This is a genomic window from Ruminococcus sp. 1001136sp1 (genome assembly GCF_039841815.1).
Classification (GTDB): domain Bacteria; phylum Bacillota; class Clostridia; order Lachnospirales; family Lachnospiraceae; genus Blautia_A; species Blautia_A faecis.
In genome coordinates this window covers 36,657-59,409 of record NZ_JBDPGY010000013.1, presented here as the reverse complement: position 1 = coordinate 59,409, position 22,753 = coordinate 36,657, and the positions used below count along the sequence as shown (strand labels likewise).

At 42.3% G+C, this 22,753-nt stretch carries 17 protein-coding genes, 1 other RNA gene and 2 other annotated features; all 18 genes read right to left on the bottom strand.

The annotated features are described in order from the left end of the window. Window positions 1-87 precede the first annotated feature (87 nt). The gene (locus ABHC48_RS12870) at window positions 88-846 is read right to left on the bottom strand and encodes a ribonuclease HII (RefSeq protein WP_173715523.1); all 759 of its coding nucleotides are present in this window, start codon (window positions 844-846) and stop codon (window positions 88-90) included. A 1-nt stretch (window position 847) separates the two neighbouring features. After that, the gene (gene ylqF, locus ABHC48_RS12865; RefSeq protein ID WP_195699324.1) at window positions 848-1,702 is read right to left on the bottom strand and encodes a ribosome biogenesis GTPase YlqF; all 855 of its coding nucleotides are present in this window, start codon (window positions 1,700-1,702) and stop codon (window positions 848-850) included. A 101-nt stretch (window positions 1,703-1,803) separates the two neighbouring features. Beyond that, a complete protein-coding gene (gene lepB / locus ABHC48_RS12860) occupies window positions 1,804-2,442 on the bottom strand; it encodes a signal peptidase I (protein WP_334285451.1) in 639 nt (212 codons plus the stop codon). A 252-nt stretch (window positions 2,443-2,694) separates the two neighbouring features. Continuing rightward, entirely contained in the window at window positions 2,695-3,042 is a 348-nt protein-coding gene (gene rplS / locus ABHC48_RS12855; protein ID WP_118578454.1) for a 50S ribosomal protein L19, read from the bottom strand. Between the two features lie 176 nt (window positions 3,043-3,218). Then, entirely contained in the window at window positions 3,219-4,094 is an 876-nt protein-coding gene (locus ABHC48_RS12850) for a methionyl aminopeptidase (RefSeq protein WP_148462611.1), read from the bottom strand. A gap of 468 nt (window positions 4,095-4,562) precedes the next feature. Then, window positions 4,563-5,537: an OmpA family protein gene (locus tag ABHC48_RS12845; RefSeq protein WP_347505657.1), complete on the bottom strand. Its 975-nt coding sequence runs from the start codon at window positions 5,535-5,537 to the stop codon at window positions 4,563-4,565. A 12-nt stretch (window positions 5,538-5,549) separates the two neighbouring features. Continuing rightward, window positions 5,550-7,172: a MotA/TolQ/ExbB proton channel family protein gene (locus ABHC48_RS12840; RefSeq protein ID WP_173715520.1), complete on the bottom strand. Its 1,623-nt coding sequence runs from the start codon at window positions 7,170-7,172 to the stop codon at window positions 5,550-5,552. Between the two features lie 352 nt (window positions 7,173-7,524). After that, the gene (locus ABHC48_RS12835) at window positions 7,525-8,136 is read right to left on the bottom strand and encodes a histidine phosphatase family protein (RefSeq protein WP_347505655.1); all 612 of its coding nucleotides are present in this window, start codon (window positions 8,134-8,136) and stop codon (window positions 7,525-7,527) included. After that, window positions 8,136-10,553, bottom strand: coding sequence for a phenylalanine--tRNA ligase subunit beta (pheT, locus tag ABHC48_RS12830; RefSeq protein WP_347505653.1), 2,418 nt, complete (start codon window positions 10,551-10,553; stop codon window positions 8,136-8,138). The genes ABHC48_RS12835 and pheT overlap by 1 nt, the downstream gene beginning before the upstream one ends. Before the next feature lie 90 nt (window positions 10,554-10,643). After that, complete coding sequence (gene pheS, locus ABHC48_RS12825) at window positions 10,644-11,663, bottom strand: phenylalanine--tRNA ligase subunit alpha (RefSeq protein ID WP_294423236.1); 1,020 nt, start codon at window positions 11,661-11,663, stop codon at window positions 10,644-10,646. Between the two features lie 249 nt (window positions 11,664-11,912). Continuing rightward, window positions 11,913-12,132: a binding site (T-box leader), on the bottom strand. A 42-nt stretch (window positions 12,133-12,174) separates the two neighbouring features. Then, on the bottom strand, window positions 12,175-13,170 hold the full coding sequence (locus tag ABHC48_RS12820) for a YihY/virulence factor BrkB family protein (RefSeq protein ID WP_347505652.1): 996 nt from the start codon (window positions 13,168-13,170) through the stop codon (window positions 12,175-12,177). Window positions 13,171-13,425: 255 nt separating this feature from the next. Next, window positions 13,426-14,607, bottom strand: coding sequence for a SpoIID/LytB domain-containing protein (locus ABHC48_RS12815; protein ID WP_347505650.1), 1,182 nt, complete (start codon window positions 14,605-14,607; stop codon window positions 13,426-13,428). 132 nt (window positions 14,608-14,739) lie between these two features. Beyond that, complete coding sequence (locus ABHC48_RS12810; protein WP_118578461.1) at window positions 14,740-15,798, bottom strand: aldose epimerase family protein; 1,059 nt, start codon at window positions 15,796-15,798, stop codon at window positions 14,740-14,742. A gap of 21 nt (window positions 15,799-15,819) precedes the next feature. Continuing rightward, a non-coding RNA gene (gene ssrS / locus ABHC48_RS12805) (6S RNA) lies at window positions 15,820-15,997 on the bottom strand. A 74-nt stretch (window positions 15,998-16,071) separates the two neighbouring features. After that, window positions 16,072-17,562 (bottom strand): threonine synthase, encoded by a 1,491-nt coding sequence (gene thrC, locus ABHC48_RS12800; RefSeq protein ID WP_118578462.1) that lies wholly within the window; start codon window positions 17,560-17,562, stop codon window positions 16,072-16,074. Window positions 17,563-17,780: 218 nt separating this feature from the next. Beyond that, window positions 17,781-18,710 carry a cell wall hydrolase gene (locus tag ABHC48_RS12795; protein WP_173715514.1) on the bottom strand — a complete coding sequence of 310 codons (930 nt, stop codon included), beginning with the start codon at window positions 18,708-18,710 and terminating at the stop codon, window positions 17,781-17,783. Between the two features lie 466 nt (window positions 18,711-19,176). Beyond that, window positions 19,177-20,832 carry a 2-isopropylmalate synthase gene (locus ABHC48_RS12790; RefSeq protein WP_347505647.1) on the bottom strand — a complete coding sequence of 552 codons (1,656 nt, stop codon included), beginning with the start codon at window positions 20,830-20,832 and terminating at the stop codon, window positions 19,177-19,179. A gap of 168 nt (window positions 20,833-21,000) precedes the next feature. Further along, window positions 21,001-21,269 (bottom strand) — a binding site (T-box leader). Window positions 21,270-21,463: 194 nt separating this feature from the next. After that, on the bottom strand, window positions 21,464-22,741 hold the full coding sequence (locus ABHC48_RS12785) for a tyrosine-type recombinase/integrase (RefSeq protein WP_347505646.1): 1,278 nt from the start codon (window positions 22,739-22,741) through the stop codon (window positions 21,464-21,466). Window positions 22,742-22,753 lie beyond the last annotated feature (12 nt).

Here is a 22,753-nt window from a genome sequence, read left to right as displayed (position 1 = left end):
CATATATACTTCTGTGTAGGTATCTTTTGTATTCATAACCGCAGAACATATTCATATCCGGACCATCAGCCTTTTCAAAATTTCACATTATCCTATAAAATTCTTTATAAAAGTTGCCCTGTGAATCGGACTTGGACCATATTTTTTCAAGGCTTCAATATGTGCTGCAGCTCCATACCCCTTATTTGAGGCAAAGCCATATTCCGGCATCACTTTATCGTACTCTACCATCATCCGATCTCTTGTGACCTTAGCTACAATGCTGGCAGCTGCAATGGAAATACTCTTGGCATCCCCTTTTATGATCGGCACCTGAGGTATGGTCACGTCGGGAATGGTTACTGCGTCATTGAGAAGAATCTGCGGCACCGGCTCCAGCTTGCTGACAGCCTCACGCATTGCCTCATAGGTAGCCTGAAGAATATTGATCTCATCAATTCTCCGGGGACTTGCCATTCCGATTCCAACAGCTACCGCATTCTCCATGATCACATCATACAATTCATCCCTTTTTTTAGCGCTCAACTGTTTGGAATCATTCAGATACAGGATTTTGCAGTCTCTTGGCAAAATAACAGCCCCCGCTACAACAGGACCTGCCAGCGGGCCTCTTCCAACTTCATCAATTCCGCACACATAGCCCAAATCTTCGTATTTGCGCTCAAATTCCTTCATCTTTTCTGTGCGCAGAAGTTCCTTCTGGTAAGCCTCTTCTTTCTTATGAAGCTGCTCCAGAAGCTTCCTGACTCCACTTCTTGTATCCTCTTTGTATTTTTCAAAAAGAGTGGCATATTCTCCCGGTTCAGCAGCCTGGATTTCACACTTTATTTCTCCGATTTTCTGCATATTATTTACCTTCTTCCAGCACCCACTCCAAAGTGATTCTTCCAATCTTTCCAGAGCGGAAGTCATCGAACAGAATCAGAGAAGCCTTGGCATAGTCCAGCTCCTCCCCCTTCTTCAGACATCCTCTGGAACGCGCGATTGCTTCTAATATCTGCACAGCTGTACCTTCCTCCTGAATCTGATAGCGTTTTTCCAATACACCAGAATATTTTTCCCGAAGAAAATCAATAAGCGTAAGGGAAAGCTCCTCCATATTCAGAATATCATCCTTGATAGAGCCAATATAGGCAAGGCGCATTCCCACTGCCTCATCTTCAAACTTGGGCCAGAGAATCCCAGGAGTATCCAGAAGCTCCACATTCTTATTCAGGCGGATCCACTGTTTGCCCTTGGTTACACCTGGCTTGTTTCCCGTCTTGGCGCATGCTCTTCCAGCAAAAGTATTGATAAAAGTAGACTTACCAACGTTAGGAATTCCTACTACCATAGCACGGATCGGGCGGTTTTTGATTCCTCTTCTTCTGTCCCTCTCCGTTTTCTCCTTGCAGGCTTCCTGAATAGCCGCCTGAATTGCTTTCATACCAGAGCCGCTACGGGAATCTACTTTTACCACATAGAACCCCTTCCCCTGAAAATAAGCTTTCCATGCTTCATTCTGGCGTTCATCTCCAAGGTCTGATTTATTCAAAAGAATCAGCCTTGCTTTATTTTTCCCAAGCTCGTCAATATCCGGATTCCGGCTTGCAAGGGGAACTCTGGAGTCCACAAGCTCAATGATCAGGTCGATCAGCTTAATGTCCTCCTGCATCTGTCTTTTCGCTTTGGTCATATGACCAGGATACCATTGTACGTTCATATTTACCTCATTCTTACAGCTGTTCAGCAGATACCGTTCCACAAAGCGTGTAACCGCGAACGTGCTGAACAATCACTTATTTTTTATAAAAGTCTCACAGTTTAATTATTCAACGGCCCTATGTCTTTCTTCGGGGATATCTGGAACCAGAGCTTACCAGTTATATATTTCTTATTCACTCGTCCGATATCGCCATAACGGCTGTCTTCGCTGTTATTACGGTTATCGCCCAGGACAAAGTACTCTCCCGCTTCCAGTGTAATGGCATTGGCTGCCATTCCCGGATTGTTGATCGTGGGAAAATCTTTGCCTTCTTTATATGTCTCTCCATTGATCAGAATTCTTCCATTCACAATCTGAATGGTCTCACCTGGAAGTCCAATCACACGGCGGATATGAAGAGCCGCATCATCACTTGCATTTGTGCGGAATACAATAATATCGCCACGTTTCGGCGAGGATGCTTTATAAGCAAGCTTGTTTACAAAATACCGGCTTCCAACTGCCAGAGTAGGCTCCATGGAGCTCTCCTGCATCGTCACAGACTGAAATAGCATCATGGAGGTCAGCACTGCAAAGATTAGTGTAACTGCGATCTCGAATACCCAGATCAAAACTTTTTTCAGTTTACTGTCTTCCAATTTCTCCATGGTACCAGAAAAAGATTTTTTCTCCAGTTTTGCAATTTCCGGCATGTTGAACAACTGCTCTTTTTCTCTTTTATTTCTTCTGTCGCTCATATCTACTCCATTCGTGTCATAATTGCATGTCCTACATCTGGTTCCAAAACACTTTTTTCATCTCAGGCCAGATACTTTATTATCTTATCACATATCCCGAAAAAGAAAAAGAAAAAATAATCAAAAAAATGCTGCCCAGACAGTCATCACGGCCATCTGCGCAGCAAATGTCACTGTTCGTATTCACTTCGTTCACGAAAGCACTTCGCGGAACATCACCAGTGAACAGCAATCAGCAATTTTCGATTGAAATTATTTAACAAGCTCTTTAACCTTAGCAGCTTTACCTACACGGTCTCTTAAGTAGTTCAGTTTCGCACGGCGAACTTTACCACGACGAATAACTTCTACTTCTTTTACGTGTGGGGAATGAAGCGGCCATGTTTTCTCAACGCCAACGCCGTTGGAAGCTTTTCTTACTGTGAAAGTAGCTCTGGTGCTTCCGCCCTGTTTCTTTAATACAGTTCCCTCGAAGATCTGGATACGCTCACGGTTACCCTCTTTGATCAGTGCGTGTACTCTTACGGTATCACCTACGTTAAACTGCGGTACGTCTTTTTTCAGCTGTTCTGCTTCGATGTTTTTAATAATTTCGTTCATTTTATTCTCTCCTTATTCTCTGGATGTTCTTAATACCCATCACGGTAACAGCGGACCATCTTTTTTCACAACATAAGTGATTATACTATAATTATTTTCTGTTTGCAACCATTATTTTTATAAAAAGCCCATAAAACAAGTCACAAATTTTTTTCAAAGACAACCTTCCAAAACCATTACCAACAGATAACCTCGCAGCCATCCTCTGTTACCAGTACGGTTACTTCCCACTGGGCAGAAGGCATACCGTCCTCAGTGCGTACTGTCCAGTCATCTTCCTCATCTGTATATACTTCATCGCTTCCCATATTTACCATAGGCTCAATGGTAAACATCATTCCCGGCTCCATGATCACGCCGCTGTTCTCTTCGGAAGTATAGCTTACCCAGGGATCCTCATGGAATTCCAGGCCAACGCCATGTCCGCCGATTTCTTTTACAATTGTGTAGCCATTTTCAAGTGCATGCATATGAACAGCGTGACCCATATTTCCAATAGGTTCCCATGGTTTTACCTTGGAAATACCGATTTCCACACATTCTTTGGTTACGCGGACCAGTTTTTCTTTCTCAGGACTTACATTTCCAATACAAAACATACGGGATGAGTCAGAAAAATAGCCATTGTAAATTGTAGAAACGTCTACGTTCACTATATCACCGTCCTTCAGGATCTCATCCTCAGATGGAATTCCGTGGCATACCACCTCATTCACAGAAGTACACACGCTCTTTGGAAACCCTTCATAATTCAACGGTGCCGGGATTCCTCCATGACGCACAGTTTCCTCATGTACCCAATGATCGATTTCTTCTGTTGATACACCAGCTTTAATATGCTCTGCCACATAATCAAGTACTGCAACATTGATTCGACAGCTCTCTTTAATCTTCTCAATCTGCTCTGGAGTCTTGATCAGTTTATGATCCAGAACCGGATATCCTTTCTGACGCAGGATTTCTACTTTCGCATCAAAAGCCTCATGGCATTTTTTATATTTCTTTCCACTGCCGCACCAGCATGGATCATTACGTCCGATTTTTGTTGACATTTCACTCTCTCCTTTTATCTGTGACTGCTGCGAATGCTACAGCAGTACTTTTTCTTTTGTAAAACATGATATAAACTCACTCTGTTTCTCATTTTATACTTGAAACAGATAAATTGCAACTAATTTTCTATAGAAGGCTCTACCTCCTGCAATTCATGTGTTACTGTTCACTCCGTGACCAGTAACGCGCTTCGCGATGCACAGAAATCATGCATTCGCATGATTTCGCGCCGCAATTCTCGGGTTTTCTGTGAACTTTGTTCACAAAAAACACCTCGCGGAACGTTACCAATGAACAGTAACATTCATGTTGCTGTTCACCCAGCGAACAGTAATTGTTCATATTTTTTCAACTGTTTTCATTTTCCCACGCAAACAGTTAAAAAAGTTTCAAACGCAAAAAGAGTATTTCATTTTCTCTGATCTAAGAATTTGAAATACTCTTTTGCTTTTGAAAATTATATGTAACTAATTAGCTGTAGCATCTGCGCCTGCCTCTGTGGCAGTATCTGCTGCACTCTCTTCACTTCCCGCCATGATCTTACTCAGTTCTTCGATCATCTCGTCATCCTTCAGTCTGAATTTGACCTCAACACGACGGGAAGCCTCTTTATCTACATTTCCATCTGCATCCAGAATCGGATTCGCCATGGAATGTCCGTTTACAGTCAGGTAATCCTGCAGATTCAGGCTCTGGTCCTCAGTCAGAAACTCCCCCTGAATATCAAGAAGATACTGCGCCACTGCAAGTGAACGCTGCTGGGAAAGTTCCAGGTTATACGCATAATCACCATCTGTATCTGTATAACCGTCAATAATGATCTCAGCAAGATAATTCTTATAAGTATCCTCCATCAACACCTTACAGTAAATCGGAAGTACGTTTCGGAGTGCTTCCTTACCAGCATCTGTAAGCTCCGACTCATCAACATCAAACAATACACTGGCATCCAGTGTCAATGCACCAGTCTGGGAATCCAGATTTACATTGATATTATTTTTCTGGAATTCTTTTTGAAGTGCTTCCACAACTTCAGCCTTGACACCAATAATATTATCGATCTTTGTCTGCTGCTCACTAAGCTGCGTGGTCTTCTCATCCAGATCCGTCTGCTGCTGATTCAGAAGAGCCTGCTGCTCTTTTAACTTGGCTTCCTGCTCTGCCAGAGTCTGTGCCAGTGCAGTCAGCTTCTCATCTTTGGTCTTAATAGTTCCTTCCTGTTCTTCAATGGTATTCTGCTTGGCAAGAAGATCAGCCGTATACTCTGCCTGCAGAGCCAGCTTCTCATCTCTCTCCTGAATACTCTCGTCGTAGCTCTTCTGAGCCTGGAAAAGCGTCAATGACATGATCAGTATGAAAAGAAGCAGAACGCCGGCCATAACATCGGAATAAGAGCGCCATATATTAAAGCCTCCATCCCCTGATTTTCTTTTTTTGCGCATGTCTATCTCCTCTTATCTGAATAAGCCAAATTTTCCTTTCTGTGCCGCCTTGGAAAGCTCTTTCATGTTCTTGTTGATTTCCTCAAGAAGAGCCTGCTGTCCCTCATTCTGCTGAGCAATCAGATTGCCCAGCTTCTCTACAGAATCATTTCTTCCGCTTGCGATCAGAGATACATCTCTGGTATTCGCTGCAGTCACCTCACTGAGGAGCTTGCGGACCTGTTCCATTGTTTTATAGGAAAGTCTCTGATACTGGGCAAAATCCTCCATCTGGGCCGTAAACTGCTCTGCCATCTTGCTGTTTGCCTGGATCAGATCTGCACTTGCCTGACCTGTAGCCCCTACTCTCTCAATAGAAGAAGCTGCTGTTTCAACATATTTCTGCATTGCCTGGTTGCAGGCAACCCAGAACTTAGCTGCAGATTTCTCGGCATCCTTCAGATAATCCACAATATGCTGATAATCCTGCTGCTGCATCTTCTGGATCTCCTGATTCTCAGAAAGGATACGATTGGCAGTAGACATGTAGCGGGTCTGCATACCTCCCATCTCCCTTACCATATCTGTAATGGCTTTGTCTTGCTTGTCATAGGTCTCAGAAAGCTTCTGGCTCATAGTCTGGTACATGGCAGAAGTATAAGCTGTATTCTCTTTCTGTGCCTTTTTCAGCTGATCCAGTGCCACGTTGAAATCACGGAACTGCATATGGAAAGAATTGTTCATCTGTTTTAAAAATTCGTCCGATATTTCACGAATAGCATCCTCCTGACATCTGGTTACAGAAGAAACCAGCATATCCAGAGAATCATTCATCTTCTGGAAGGTAGGTGTGATAACCTTCTCAAAGCTGTCTGCCATCTGAACGGAAAACTGCTCTGCCATCTGTTTCATGGCGCTTGTCTGCAGCTTCTGGCTTGCAAGCAGCAGATTTCTGGACTCATTCTCCGCTGTAGGCATTACATAAGAATGAAACTTTTCAAGGAATCCCTGAAGCTCCTCTGTCATGGATGAATACTCTCCCTTCATCCCAAAGGTATAAATAATGGAAAAAGAGATACCATAAATAGAGGTAAGGAATGCTACTTTAATACCTTCCACCAGCGCTTCTACAGAAGAAGTCATGGCGCTGTAATCTGTAGGCTGGAAATCGCGAAGACCCCAGACAAGACCAAGGAAAGTACCTAAAATACCAAGACTGGTAAAGATATCCGGAACCATTTCCAGAAGCTTCTTATGAACATGGATATCCAGCTCATCTTCATTAATAAATTCCTCAATATCCCCAAGACCTTCTTTACTATTGTTAATGCTGTCTGTAAAGCTGTCCATCTTCTGATCCAGATATTTATCATCGAAGAGCTCGCCTAAATATGTAAGATTCCTGGGATCTGTCTTCCCGGGAGTCTTGAACATACTGTTCAGCTCCTCTACTGCTCTGTGGAATGCCGTACTCAGATTATTCATACGGAACATTCCGCCAAACATTGCGATCAGATACAGGACTGCGATCACCGCCAGAAATACGAAATTGTAGATCGTAGATGATAAGTTCCCCCTGCCGGCAAATAAAGTCAAAGCAGTGGTTCCTGCAAGAACCGCAACAAACAATACAGAATGTGTGATTTTTTTCTTCATTGTCTGCCTCCCCATTTGTATTTTCACAAAATAGATATGCCGTCTGTCGACGGCATCACCATATATGAATGCCAACTACTCTGCGCTTATAGCATCTGCAGAGCTGTTTAAAAAATCATTCCCGCAATCTGAACGCCCCAGGGCTTTCATCGTAATAAATTGGTGCATTTTGTGAATTTTCCATTAATAATGGTACATTTTTTATCATAATATCACAATTTTCTAATAATAACAAGAAAAAACATACCCCTTGCCTAATGAAAAACGTTACCTGTTACTGCTCACGACCTTCACAGTAATCGTTTCACACCTTTTTCATACAGCCAGGGGTATTATATCATATTTCATATTTTCAGGCGTAAACCTTATCTTCCTCCAGGAATTTGGCCTTACCATCCTTCACTTCTACCAGGTTAATGCTGCAGTTAGGAGGCACACATCCATGCCAGAAATGCTCAGGATCCTTGTACAGGTTCTGGAGAAGAGCCCGCACTGCACATCCATGGGAAGACACCAAAATCGTCTTGTCTGCCAGAGACGGATCTGAGGTTTTTTCAAGCCAGAATTCTCTGGTACGATCCAGGACATCCTGTATATTCTCTCCGTTTTCCGGACGCGGAAATTTCAGAGGATCCTTAAAAAACAGATCAAATTCTTTGCAGTTGGACTCCATAGTATTTCCAGTTCTCATAATGTGCCCTTCCAGAACCCCGAAATTAATTTCCTGAATCCTTTTATCCGGTATCACAGGAATATCACGGCCACCCAGAACCAACCGCGCAGTCTGTCTCGCACGGGTAAGAGGACTTGTAAAACAGATATCAAACTTTACATCCATCAAAGCCTCGCCTGTTCTTCTGGCAAGATCAATTCCCTCCTGAGCAAGAGGAATGTCTGCTGAACCCTGAGCCTTATGAAGGTGGTTCCAGGGCGTCAGACCGTGTCTTACAATATATAAAAGCATCAGCTTCTCAACTCGATTCCAAGTCCTTCCAGACCATTTAAAATTTTCTTCATTGCCGCAGAAATCTCGCTTTCTTCCAGAGTCTTGTCGTGATCACGGAATACAAGCGCATAAGCCATAGACTTGTAGCCACCCTTGATCTGGCTTCCTTCGTAGATATCAAACAGCTGATAACTCTCCAGGATCTTTCCACCTCTCTGAGCAAGAATGTCCTCGATCTGACCTGCAAGCACCTGTTTCGGAACCAGCATACTGATGTCACGGGTTACTGCCGGGTATTTTGCAATTCCGGTAAACTTGCGGTCAAAATTTGCAAATTCAAGAACGCTCTTGATATCGATCATTGCGATATATGCGCGCTCCCCAATTCCATAATTATCTGCAACCAGCGGATGTACCTCTCCAAGGTAACCTACAACGGTTCCCTCGTATACCATATCGGCCTGTCTTCCAGGATGAAGAAATGGTTTTCCGCTTGCCGGATCATACTCCATTTTCTTCTTCATACCGATTTTTTCGAAGAACTCCTCACAAACGCCCTTCATATCAAAGAAATCACCGTTTCCGTACATTCCAAGTGTAAACATGGTTCTTTCATCTGGAAGCTCGGTAAGCGGAAGTGCCTTCGGAAGATATACATTTCCAAGCTCATAAAGACGAACGTCTTTGTTTCTTCTGTTATAGTTAGTTGCCAGAGAAGAAAGCATTCCATTCAGTGTACTGGTACGCATAATGCTGTAGTCCTCACCAAGAGGATTGCTGATGGTGATCACCTGACGAAGTACATTATCTTCTGGAATTCTCAGTTTGTCAAATACCTTCGGGCTCTCAAATGAGTAAGTCATACCTTCTGAGAATCCGCAGTACTCTGCAATATCTCTTGCGATATTTTCAATGCGAAGCTTGAATGGCATTTTTCCTGTAGTAGCCTCACCGGATGGCAAAGTTGTAGGAATCTTGTCATATCCGTAGAAACGTGCAATTTCTTCTGCAACATCTGCCATGCAGTGGATATCCTGGCGGAAAGTCGGTGCTACGATTTCATTTGTCTCCTCATCATAGGTGAGTTCGATCTTTGCAAGATAGCCAAGCATCTCTTCTTTGGAAAGATTTGTTCCAAGAAGACCGTTGATACGGTCTGGCTCAAATTTTACACGGGATGGCTTGCTGACCTTATTGCAGATATCAACCATACCGCCAACAACCTCACCGGCACCAAGCTCTTCCATCAGCTGGCAGGCTCTGTCGATTGCAGCCTTTGCATTATTCGGATCAAGACCTTTCTCAAACTTGCCGGAAGCATCTGTACGAAGTCCGATTCTCTTGGAAGAAAGTCTGATGTTTGTTCCATCAAAGCAGGCTGCCTCAAACAGAACTGTGTGTACGTCATCTGTGATCATGGAGTTCTCGCCGCCCATAATACCTGCGATTCCAACTGGTTTCTCACCATCGCAGATCATCAGGACGTTCTCGTCCATAATACGTTCCTGACCATCCAGTGTGACAAATTTCTCATCTTTACCCGCACAGCGTACAACAATTTCATGGTTTGCAATCGTATCGAGATCGTAAGCATGCATTGGCTGTCCAAACTCTTCCATTACATAGTTGGTGATATCTACCAGATTGTTGATCGGGCGGATTCCATTGGAAGCCAGGCAACGCTGCATCCATTTCGGAGATGGTCCGATCTTAACATTTTTTACAACTCTTGCACAATAACGTGGGCAAAGCTCCGGTTTCTCTACAGTTACCTTTACGTAATCAGAAGCTTTTTCATCATTTCCTGTCTCTTTAACTTCCGGAGGGTAAAATTTCTTACCAAAAGTAGCTGCTGCTTCTCTTGCAATTCCAAGAACACCGTAACAGTCAACACGGTTGGATGTGATCTCATATTCAAATACAACGTCATCAAGTCCAAGAGCCTTAATAGCGCTTTCACCTACAACTGCGTTTTCCGGGAATATATAAATTCCATATTCTGGGGCTTCCGGATACATATCCCGGTTGCTTCCCAGCTCTTCGATGGAGCACATCATGCCGTTGGACGGTACTCCGCGAAGTTTTCCGGCTTTGATCCTGATTCCGCCAGGAGTCATTTTTCCATCATGTCCTCCGGCTACACGACCTCCGTCAAGAACAACCGGAACCTTGTCTCCCTCTTTTACGTTTGGAGCACCAGTAACGATCTGGATCACCTCAGATCCGATATTCACCTGGCAGATGATCAGCTTATCTGCATCCGGATGTTTCTCAATTTTCTCAATCTGTCCGATCACAATCTTGTCAAGGTCAGCGTCAAGCCTGGTGAAGCCTTCTACCTTTGTACCTGACAATGTCATTGCATCTGTATATTCCTGTGCGGTTACATCAAGATCCGGCACATACATTTTCATCCAAGATAATGAAGTATTCATTTATTTAATCCTCTTCTCACTCTAATATTTATATTATGAAAGGTAACTGTTCAGTATCTTCACAGTTACACGCTTCGCGACGCCCAGAAATCAGAACTGTTTCAGGAAACGGACATCGTTTTCATAAAGCAGACGCATATCATCAATCTCATATTTCAGAAGCGCAATACGCTCAAGACCTACGCCAAATGCAAAACCAGTGTACTCTTCCGGATCGATTCCACACATGCGAAGTACATTGGGATGAACTGTTCCACAGCCAAGGATTTCGATCCAGCCGGATCCTTTACAGAAACGACAGCCTTTTCCGCCACATTTGAAGCAGGAAACATCAACCTCTGCACTTGGCTCTGTAAACGGGAAGTGATGTGGTCTGAATTTTGTTTTGGTTTCCGGTCCGAAAAGTTCTTTTGCAAATACTTCAAGAGTTCCTTTCAGGTCTGCAAACGTAATATTTTTATCTATTACAAGGCCCTCAATCTGATGGAAGGATGGAGAATGAGTTGCATCTACTTCATCAGAACGGAATACTCTTCCAGGTGCAATCATACGGATCGGCAGTTTGCCTTTTTCCATGGCACGTGCCTGAACCGGAGATGTCTGGGAACGAAGAAGTATGGAATCATTGATAAAGAAAGTATCCTGCTCGTCTCTTGCCGGATGATTCTCCGGAATATTCAGCTTGGTAAAGTTGTAATCTGCATATTCAACTTCCGGACCTTCTACAACTTCATAGCCCATTCCAATAAAAATGCGCTCAACCTCTTCCAGCGCAATGCTGTTGGGATGACGATGACCGATTCTGGATTTCTTTGCAGGAAGGGTAACATCGATTACTTCTGCTTTCATCTTCTCTTCTCTGACTGCTTCTTCCAGTTTCTGTCTAGACTCTTCAAGAAGACCTTCGATCTTAGCTCTGGTCTCGTTTACAAGCTGGCCAATCTTCGGTCTCTCCTCCGGGGAAACGTCCTTCATTCCCTTTAAGATTGCGGTAAGCTCTCCTTTTTTTCCAAGATATGCCACACGCACATCATTTAATTTATCCAGGCCTTCGGATTCTTCAATCCGTACTCTGGCGTTCTCAGCCAGTTCCTGAAGTCTTTCTTTCATATCCATGGTTCATTTCTCCTTTATTTTTATAATCTGCCAGATGAGGGGGGGGAAGGAAGGTAAGAAAATATCTACATAGCAGATTTTTTCTTTCGTAAAGCGGATTGTTCCGCGCTCGCGCTCCAAGGACTTTACAATGCGAAAAACCCGCTTTGCGTATTTCCTACATTTTCGCGGCAGTCACCAAGATCTCACCCAAGCGTGGACTTTGACTCTTGCTCGTGAAAATAAAAAAGCTCCGTCCCCAACAAAAGGGACGAAGCATATTCCGCGGTACCACCCTGATTCCTGTATATACAGGCTCTCCCGCCGCTTAACGCGCAGCTTCACGTCGCTTCCTACTGGAAATTTCAGAAACGCGGCTCCGGTGCGAAACTCAGAAACTATCTGAACTTAAGGAAGCTTACAGCCGGTGGCTTCCTCTCTCTGAAAGAAAATAATTTCCTAAAAACACCTTCCTGGCTTTTTCTCTTTTATAACTATGCCACATCAGAGTGAATCTGTCAAGAGGTTAATTTGTCTGTTGCTCTTCCTTCTTTTTCTCAGCTGAAGCTTTCATCTCAATCTTTTTCTTTCTCTCATTCTCTTTTTCCAGATATTTTTTCTTCTCTTTATTAAGCTCTTTTTCCGCCTCATCGCGCTCGCGGCTGAGCATTTCCCTCATGGATGCCTGGGCCATTCTGAACTGTTTTTCAAAATAAGCGTTGATCTCTGCTCCATACAGCAGCAGATTCATACAGATATACAGCCACAGCATCACCATGATCAACGCAGTCAGGCTTCCATACATATTGCTGAAGCCTGGAAACATGTCAAAATAAATAGAAAAGAAATAGGAAAACAGGGACCAACCTGCTGCAATCAGAAGAGCTCCCGGCACCTGACTTTTAAAAGTAGCTTTACGGTTTGGAAGCATTTTATACAAAATCAGAAAGATCAGAAACAGTCCGGCAAATACAAGCGCCGTCCTGGCTCCAATGATCTTTCCGATAATTCTCCCAAAGAATGGAACGTACTTTCCTGCCATAATCTGAATCTGATTTCCAAGAACCAGAAGCAGAAGACTTGCAATAATTGCAATGCTGAACAGAAATGTATAAACAACTGCATACATTCTGGTAATCAGCCAGTTACGGGTCTCATGGACGTGATAAATGCTATTCAGTCCGTTCGTAAGGGATTGCATGGCTTTTCCTGCAGACCACAATGCCATGATAGCAGAAATCGGAACTACCGCCGTGCTTCTGCCATATACTTCTGATACAATGGTAAGCACAAAATTCTGTATATTGTGGGGCACAAATGCCCGGATGGTTTCGCTGACCATATTGTATGTTAAAGGTGTATATCGAATTATAGTCGTGAGAAACAGAATAAACGGAATAAAAGACATAATCAGGAAATATGCTGCCTGTGCCGCATAAGCTCCCACATGGTCTCCATTTGCCCTGTCCATAAAACCGAACAGAAGCTGGAGAACGCTCTGTTTTTCTTTCTTCTTATCCATATGATTGCTCCTGTTACATTTTCGTAATCATTTTTTGTATCATATCACGAAACATGCTTTCTGTCTACTTTTTCCTGGTGTTACTGTTCTTTCCGTTCACAACAACAATTACTGTTCACTCCATAATCAGTAAACGCTTCGCGATGCACAAAAAGACGAACCTTCCTGTGACAAGCACAAACAGCAGCGTTTGCTGCGCAAACTTAATTCTCGGGTTTTCTGTGAACTTTGTTCACAAAAATACCTTGCAAAATGTCATGTTTCCCGCTTTGACAGGTTATTCCCCACCACTTCCAACGTAATATCCTTAAAAAAATAATTTAGGATATCCTGCCAGCCATAGCCTTCCCTGGCCATTTCATTTGCCCCGTTCTGGCTCATTCCCACACCGTGTCCATACCCTTTCCCCTGAATCTGTACTGCCTTACCGGATTTCACGTTCAGTTCAAAATAGGCGCTTGGCAGAAGATTACTGCCGTTCACAATACTTCCATCTTTTTCTGTAATCAAACACCCTGCCGGGGAAAGAAATTGCCGTATTTCATATTCGCCTTCCAGCTGTATACTTTTATTTTCCGTCACAATCTCCATTCCCGTAACTGCACCACTGATATTCTTTTTAATAACCTGAAGCCCTATAAATTCCCCGCTGCCTTCCAGATTTCCCGATCGTTTCTCTAAAGTTTCCCAGGGAATTTCCACGCTCCAGCTGCTCCATGGCATATTCTGGTCAAAATCACATTCTACACTTTTCAGATAAGCTGCTGACCTGTCTGCTCCCCATATCTCATCTGTGCTTGTCCTGCCTGCTGATGTAGAAAAATAATAAGCCGTGATCGGTTCTCCATTCTGGCATAGGATCTGACCTTTTGTATCCTGTACTGCTTTATTTGTTCTTTTATCTGCCCCAAAATTGTTGTAAACCTGATAATTCACGCTGTCATCTACATCCGCCCCATATTTTTCCAGACTGTTTTCCTGTATCTGGCAAACTGCATAGGTTCTGGCACATACTGCCTGGGCCATCAATGCCTGTTCTTCATAGGATGCAGGCATTTCACTTGGGACTACAGCTTCCAGATAAGCTTCCAGGGACAATTCATTAATAATCAGCAGCCCCTGCGCTGTCTTTTTAATTTCCAGAGTTCCATAATAAACAGGAGGATTCTGAGCTCTTTCAATAGAGGGAATCGCAATGCCATCAGTTCCCCCGTCCAGAAGCAGACTATCATTCTGGAGCTCCCGTGAATCCGGGGTGTAGGTATGTTCTTTTCCTTTTTGTTCTATGGTTACTGACTGGTGATAACAGGATTGCCAGGACGAGTCTGTGAGCAGAACGCGAATGGAAGGCTCTCGTTGTTGCACCTTGTTTTCGTCAGTTTCCTTTTTCTTTTCTTTCTGCTCCCTTTTGGCACTTTCTTCACTCCTCTTGTTCATTTCTGCGGCTTTTCCAAACAAAAGCAGCCAGCCCAGCAGTACAATCAGAAAATAATTCAATCCATAAAAAAATCTGGTCTTCTTCATACAAAAGTATATGAAGAAAACCAGACAAAAATATCTGTATTGTAATTATTTTCTTACGTCAAATTTATATGCGGTAAAAGACTGATACTTCTCACCAGCTTCAAGTACTGGTGAATGGAATGCTTCCACATTTACTGCATTCGGTTCAACCTGTGTCTCAAGGCAGAAGCCTTCACGCTTGTTGTAAACATGTCCATTCTTACCCTTCTCATCAATAACAAAATTACCGGCATAGAACTGCACACATGGACAATCCGAAATCACATCCATCGTAATACCAGAGGTCTCATTGTAAGCAACTGCAACCGTTCTCCGACTGCCTTTCGCGTAATTGTCAGTCACATAATTGTGGTCATATCCGCCAGTGTACTTCAGCTGCTGGAAGTCTGCCTCGATTTCCTGGCCAATCTTTTTCGCCTTATTAAAATCCATAGGAGTACCCTCTACTGCTGCATATTCGCCTGTAGGAATAGAGAACTCATCCACCGGATTATAATCTCTGGCATGGATCGTAAGATATGTATCAAGAACCTTGCCGCTTCCCTCCCCTGTAAGGTTGAAGTAGGAATGGTTGGTCATATTTGCCAGTGTCGCCTTGTCACTGATTCCGCTATAGTAAATCTGCAGGGTATTGTCCTCTGTAAATTCATATGTAACAGACACCTGGAATTCTCCCGGGAATCCATTCTCGCCATCCGGGCTGATTCTGGAAAAAGTAATGGCATTTTTGTCAGAATCTGTATTCTTAACAGTCCAAATCTTCTTCTCGAAGCCATTGGGGCCGCTGTGAAGATTATTGTCATTCTCATTCTTGTCAAGCTGGTATTCCTGTCCATAAAGGGAAAATCTGGCACCTGCGATACGGTTTCCGCTTCTTCCTATGATCGCACCAAAGAAGCAGCCATTTACTTCGTACTGCTGAACATCGTCATAACCAAGCACTACATCTGTAAGCTCCCCATCTTTGTCCGGAACGCAAAGCTTCACAAGAATGGCACCGTAATCCATCACTTCTGCATATGCACCGGATTTATTCTCCAGATGGTATAAAGTAATCTCTTCCCCAGAGGTTAAGTTTCCAAATTTCTTTGCTGTAACACCCATATTACCTGCCTCCCTGTTCTAAAAAATCCCAGAATGCCGTTCCCTTTCTTTTGACGCCTAGCTAACCGCTAGGTGGGTATCCTCAACAGGACTTCTGCCTACCACAACGAGAGGTCTGACATCCGCACTGCGATATTGGATTCCCTTGATGTCAATGTAGGTTCAAAAATAAAAGGGGCCTCGCACATCCCAGGATTCATTTTTCTAAAAATAATTATACTCTAGTATATACTGTTTTTCAACAGAAAATGCACAAATTCTTTTTACTGATTTTTAACTGATTTTTAGAATCTCTTTCACAGTTGCAGGCATATCTTCTGCATCTACTACCCGGTCATGAAGTACTGGTGCAGTACGGATATCGTTGACTGCCTTCGGAACTGCCACCCCGGAAAGCTTCTCAAGTGCGTCTGCAAGCCCGAAATCATCCAGATTCTCATGTCCCTCGGAGATTGCATCCATAACACTTCTGGTAAACTTGTATGGACTTGCTGTAGAAGCAATAACTGCCGGAATCTTATCTCCGGTATCTTTCACATATTTTTTGTATACGCCAGCAGCAACTGCAGTATGTGTATCAATCACATAATCACTTGTCTTATATACTTCGCGGATAGCTTCCTTCGTCTCTTCTTCGGAACAGTAGTTTCCATAGAAATCCTTCAGCTGGGCTTTCATCTCAGGTGTAATAGTGTATTCACCACCCTTGGAAAGATTTTCCATAAGTTTTGCACACTCCTCAGGATTTCCGCCTGTAATGCGATAGATCAGGCGCTCCAGATTGCTGGAAATCAAAATATCCATAGATGGAGAACTGGTAAGGATAAAGTCTCTCTTTCTATTGTATGTACCTGTGGAGAAGAAATCAAACAGAACCTTGTTCTCATTAGAAGCACAAATCAGCTTGTTCACCGGAAGTCCCATCTGTTTTGCATAAAATGCTGCCAGAATGTTTCCAAAATTTCCTGTAGGAACTACTATATTGATTTCCTGTCCGGCTTCGATCTTGTTCTGGCGCACCAGCGCAGCATATGCATATACATAATAAACGATCTGGGGAACAAGACGTCCAATGTTAATGGAGTTTGCAGAAGAGAACTGGAATCCAGCCTGGGAAAGCTCTGCTGCCAGTTCTTTATCATTGAACATTTTCTTTACAGCTGTCTGGGCATCGTCAAAATTACCTGTGATACCCACAACGTAAGTATTGGCACCTTTCTGGGTTACCATCTGCTTCTCCTGGATCGGGCTTACGCCATGTTTCGGATAGAATACAATAATCCTGGTTCCCGGAACATCGGCAAAACCTGCAAGTGCTGCTTTTCCAGTATCTCCGGAGGTCGCAGTCAGGATAACGATTTCATTTTTTACATTATTCTTTCTTGCTGCAGTCGTCATAAGATATGGCAAAATGGAAAGTGCCATGTCTTTAAATGCAATTGTAGGACCATGGAAAAGTTCCAGATAATATGCCCCGTCAGCTTCCTTAAGAGGTGCGATCACATCTGTGTCAAACTTCTTGTCATATGCTCGGTTGATACAAGTGCGCAGCTCTTCTTCTGTAAAGTCAGTAAGAAGGCGGCTCATTACCTGATAAGCAGTTTCCTGATAAGTCATTCTGGAAAGTTCATCCATAGAAACATCAAGTGCCGGAATCTGTGTTGGTACAAACAGTCCTCCATCTTCAGAAAGTCCCTTTAAAATAGCCTGGGAAGCGGTTACCGGTTCTCCTTTTCCTCTGGTGCTCTGGTACATTACCTGCATTTGTTATTCCTGCCTTTCGCTTATTGTTATGAGGTACACATTCCGGAATCTGTAACCTTCCGACAGTCATCCTCTCTTTGTTATCATATTTTAACTTTACAGGTATTATACATACTTCACCGTGCTAAATCAACACCCAATTTGAAAAAGCCACCTGGAATTGTAATTTCCTGGCGGCTTATATCTCTTTATTACAGAATGTTACTGTTATTAAAATATTATTTTTTCACCATCTGAACAACATTTGTGTCATCTTCTGAGGTTTCATTCTCAGTGTTCTGTGACTTAGCTTCATCCGGGTAGGTGTAAAACTCGTGAACACCATATTTAAATAATTTTTTTAAATCCTTATCAAACCAGGACACGTTCTTTTTGTCCGCAGCAGAACGCTGAACAAAGAACAGAGCTCCTTCTGAATAGTCAGTTCCCTCTAATGCCTGTTTCACAGCTTCCCTGGTCTCATCTGTTACCGTTACTTCATAAAACTTACCATCGTAAACAGGTGAAAACTGAGGAATTCCATTTCTCTGATCCAGAATAACACCTGTAATGGTATCTGGAAATTCCTCATGGGAAAGGCGGTTCATAATTACATTTGCAATCAGTACACGACCTTTAATGTCCTCTGTGCCCGCCTCTGCCTCTACTATATGAAGCAGGTTATCATAATCTGTGTCCGACATGATCTTCGGATTTGCAGACATGGATACTGCAGCTGCATCAAGGCTCGCAACTGTATCAGCCATAGAGTCCCCTACATTCAGCTCATCCACGTTTCCTTTTATCTGCTTCACGCGCTGGCCTACCATGACTCTCTCGCATGAAGTTCCAATTCTTGTTACAGATGTTCCTGCTGAAGGAGTATCTGCAACACTGGTTACCATACCGGCAATTCCGGTAGGCAGATCATACTCTACACTTCCAAGGTCAGTCCAGGCATCCGCGGATCTGTTCTCTTTGTCCGAAGCTGCATATACCTGGCTCCGTGGACCAAACTCCGCCACCTTCGTTCCAACTGCCAAAATCATTGCCAACGTGGCGCAGGCGCTAAGAGCTACAAAATTATGTACAAGAGCATTTCCATTCTTTTTTTTCTGGGCATCGCTCTTGCAAGTTGTTACATGTTGTAAACTTCTTTTTAATTTCATATTCTTCTTTCCTTGCACTTCTGTTATGTTTTGATTTCTTTTATTATTTATTCTGTAACATTTCTGTAATTTATAGGAAAATTATATTTAATAAACTCCAAAATGTCAAGTTTTTTTTGCTTTCTATAGCTTTTTTCTCTAAAAACAGGTAAAAAAAGAAAGGCAACAAGAAAGAAATAGGATGATTCATTCAAAAATCATGTAATATTTTTGATAAATTTACCCTGTTTCTATTTGTCCCCTTTTATTCTTAGGTATGGTTATTTCTCCCCTTCTTATGGATTTTATTATAGCTTTTCTTTTTCTGTTCGTCAAACCTTTTTTATCGCCGAATTCTGACAAAAAGCGCCGTTACCTTTCAAAGCAGCAAACCACCGCACAGTCTTTTTTATGAACTGATTTGCGGTGGTTTGTCTTTTTGTTATCAAATATGCTTCTTATTATAAATAAGGTTTAAACAAATCTCTCAGCGGTTATTAATTGCTGTTACAAGTGCATCAATGGAAGCACGGATAATATCCGGGTCTACGCCTGCTCCCCACGCCATAGTTCCGTCAGGTTTCTTGATTCCAACATATGCTATAGCCTTAGAACTGGAGCTGCGCTCTAACGCATGTTCCTGGTATACTTCCAGAGAATACTTCAATTCGTATGCTTTCTTCAGAGCATTGCTCACTGCGTCAAGACGTCCATTTCCCACAGCCTCTGTGGTAATTGTTTTTCCATTAAATGTGGAGGTTACCTTAGTTGTAATTCCCTCGCTCGTCTGCTGGAAGTGCACTTCATTAATGCTGTACGGCTGTCCCACATTCTCAAAAGTCTTTTTGAACAGATCAAAGATTTCATCTGGATGAAGCTCTTTATGAAGGTGATCAGAAACACCCTTGGCTGCGTAACCCATTGCCTCACGCATTTTTGGCGGAAGGTTCAGACCGTATTTTGTTTCCAGAATGTAGCCTACGCCGCCTTTGCCAGACTGGCTGTTGATACGGATAACATCTGCATCATAATTACGTCCAACATCTGTGGGATCAATTGGCAGATACGGAACTGTCCAGCGATTCGGATCTTTTTCCTCGATCCAGCGCATACCTTTGGCAATTGCATCCTGATGGGAACCAGAAAATGCTGCAAAAACAAGTGCTCCACTGTATGGACTTCTCTCTCCAACTGTCATTCCCGTGCAACGCTCATACACCTCGCAGATGTGAGGCATATCGGAGAAGTCAAGCTTCGGATCTACTCCCTGGGAATACATGTTCATTCCAAGTGTTACAATATCAACATTACCAGTACGCTCTCCGTTTCCAAAAAGAGTTCCCTCGATGCGGTCTGCTCCGGCAAGAATTCCCATTTCAGAATCTGCCACACCACAACCTCTGTCATTGTGAGGATGTAAGGAAACGATTACATTTTCACGGTGAAGCATATGCTTGCACATATACTCAACCTGACTTGCATATACATGCGGCATGGAATGCTCCACTGTTACCGGAAGGTTGATGATACATTTATTGTCCGGAGTTGGCTGCCATACATCGATAACTGCATTGCAGACCTCAAGGGCATATTCCGGCTCAGTTCCTGTAAAGCTCTCCGGACTATACTCAAACTGGAAGTTTCCTTCTGTCTGTTCAGCCAGTTCTTTTAATAATTTCGCACCTTCTACGGCAATCTTTAAAATCTCTTCTTTGGATTTCTTAAATACCTGTTCACGCTGTGCAACAGATGTGGAATTGTATACGTGAACAATAGCTTTGGGCGCACCTTTTACGGCTTCAAAGGTTTTACGGATAATATGCTCTCTTGCCTGAGTCAGTACCTGGATCGTAACATCTTCAGGAATCAGTTTGCGATCGATCAGGGTACGAAGGAACGTATACTCTGTCTCGGAAGCAGCTGGAAATCCTACTTCAATCTCTTTAAACCCAATCTGTACAAGAAGTTTGAAAAACTCAACCTTCTGTTCCAGGCTCATTGGGATGACAAGTGCCTGGTTTCCGTCACGAAGGTCTACAGAACACCATGCAGGTGCCTTGTCAATATAGTCCTTTTTTGCCCAGTCCATACAGATTTCTGGTGGAAGATAATACTGTTTTTTGTATTTGCTTACATTCATCATTTTTTATTCCTCCATATTGTAAATTTAATTTTTCTCTTTTCTGTGACGGAAGGATTCTTTGTCTGCTGGGTCAGAGCTCAGTCTGATAACGCAGCTTTATGTGGTATTAAATTCCAATGGAATTACTATCACATAAAAAAAGCCCTCCAGCTCTGCACACATACAGGTGCAAGAGACGGAAGACATACATCCTACGCGGTACCACTCTTATTTCATGAATAGAATCCATACACTTATCGGATACGGGATTACTCCTTATATCCTTTCCCTGTAACGGTGGAATCCGGCTGTGTCTACTCTCGCTTCTTCTAATCATTCGAAGTAATTTCAGACAGCTGCTCCAAGGCGAGTTCTACAGTTTCCTTCCGTCATCTCACACCACCCGATGACTCTCTGCGCTCCGGTACCTGTGTACTACTCCTTATCAAAGCATTTCTCTTATATGTTCTTTGTGGTTATTACCTTAACATTTTTCAAGTCACTTGTCAATGACTAATCGGGGCAACAGGATTTGAACCTGCGACCTCACGGCCCCCAAATGACTTCCTTACTATACCCTATAATTCCTTAAAAATCAAGCATTTTATTTGTTTGATAGTAAAATAATTTTGATTACCTTGATTACTTTTTGTTATTTTACTTCAATTTCTTCAATAATTTTTGTCTTATACTTTAAATCTGTTGTATCAAAAGTGTAATATTTTTCATTTACTTCTTCAGTATGACCAAGTAGAGAAGCTGCTACAGTTGTAGAGACTCCATTGCATTTCAATTTAGAATTTACTGTCTTTCTAAAAGAATGAATTCCTCTGTTCCTTATCCCTTGTTGCTTACATTTGTTCTTAATACAAGAAGATACTTTTGGAGCATGAATTCTACCATCTTTATCAGCAAACACCCATTCGCACAAAAATCCATTTATCTGTTCAACATATTTTACTGTGTTAAACAGCTTCTCAATCTCTTTAGTCTTTGGGAAAACTCTGTCTTTCTTATTCTTAGTCTTATCAATGAAATACTCTTTTGTAATCCTATCGTATTTTTCAGACTTGTTAATGACAATATAATCCATCTTAATGTCTTCCCATTTAAGCGCAACAATTTCTCCTACCCTCATCCCTGTTAAAGAAGCTAACTGTACTGCATATGTAGGGATATAATCTGGTTTTTTCTCATGGTCAAGATCAAATCTCTCATGTAGACTGTTCAAATCCAAATCAGAAAAAATTTTCTGCTCTAAAGGCTTTTCTTTCTCTACACAATATTGATAGAACTGTTTTGCATGTAAGAATTCCATAGGATCACCAACAATGGCTTTGTTAACTCTTGCACTGTAGATTGTATTCTTGATATAACTGAATAAAGTCTTACAAGCCTTTTTGCATAGTTCTTTTTCTTTAACTGTTTTTACGATAAAAACCTTTATATCTTCTTCCGTCATGTCCTGAATATTCTTTTTTACAAATGAAGTACCATCAAAATACCTTTTGCGATCTGTATTATATTTACATACGGTATTATGACAAACCAGAGAATCTTGAACACTACGCCAATGGTTATAGGCATCTTTAAAAGTTTTTATCTTGCGTTCTTCTTTTTTGGGATTTTGGCGGTAATATTGAATCACTGCTTTTTCAATGGCTGCCTTTGTAGACCTTTTCACCTGTTTACGTCCATCTTTGCCATCTGGTAAATATGTATACCACTTTTGATTATTTCCTTGCCAAATCTTATATTGATGATTTTGTAAAATTTCAGCATTCTTCATCGTCTCAACTTGATCCTGCAAATGTGGTAAGTCGATGATACCATTTTTGATTGCAAAATTCAACATTTCCTGTTCATTTGATCCAAGTCCCATTACTGCTGCATTTGTTGTTTCCTGTGTTACACAATTTGTTATTTCCATAAAAATTACCTC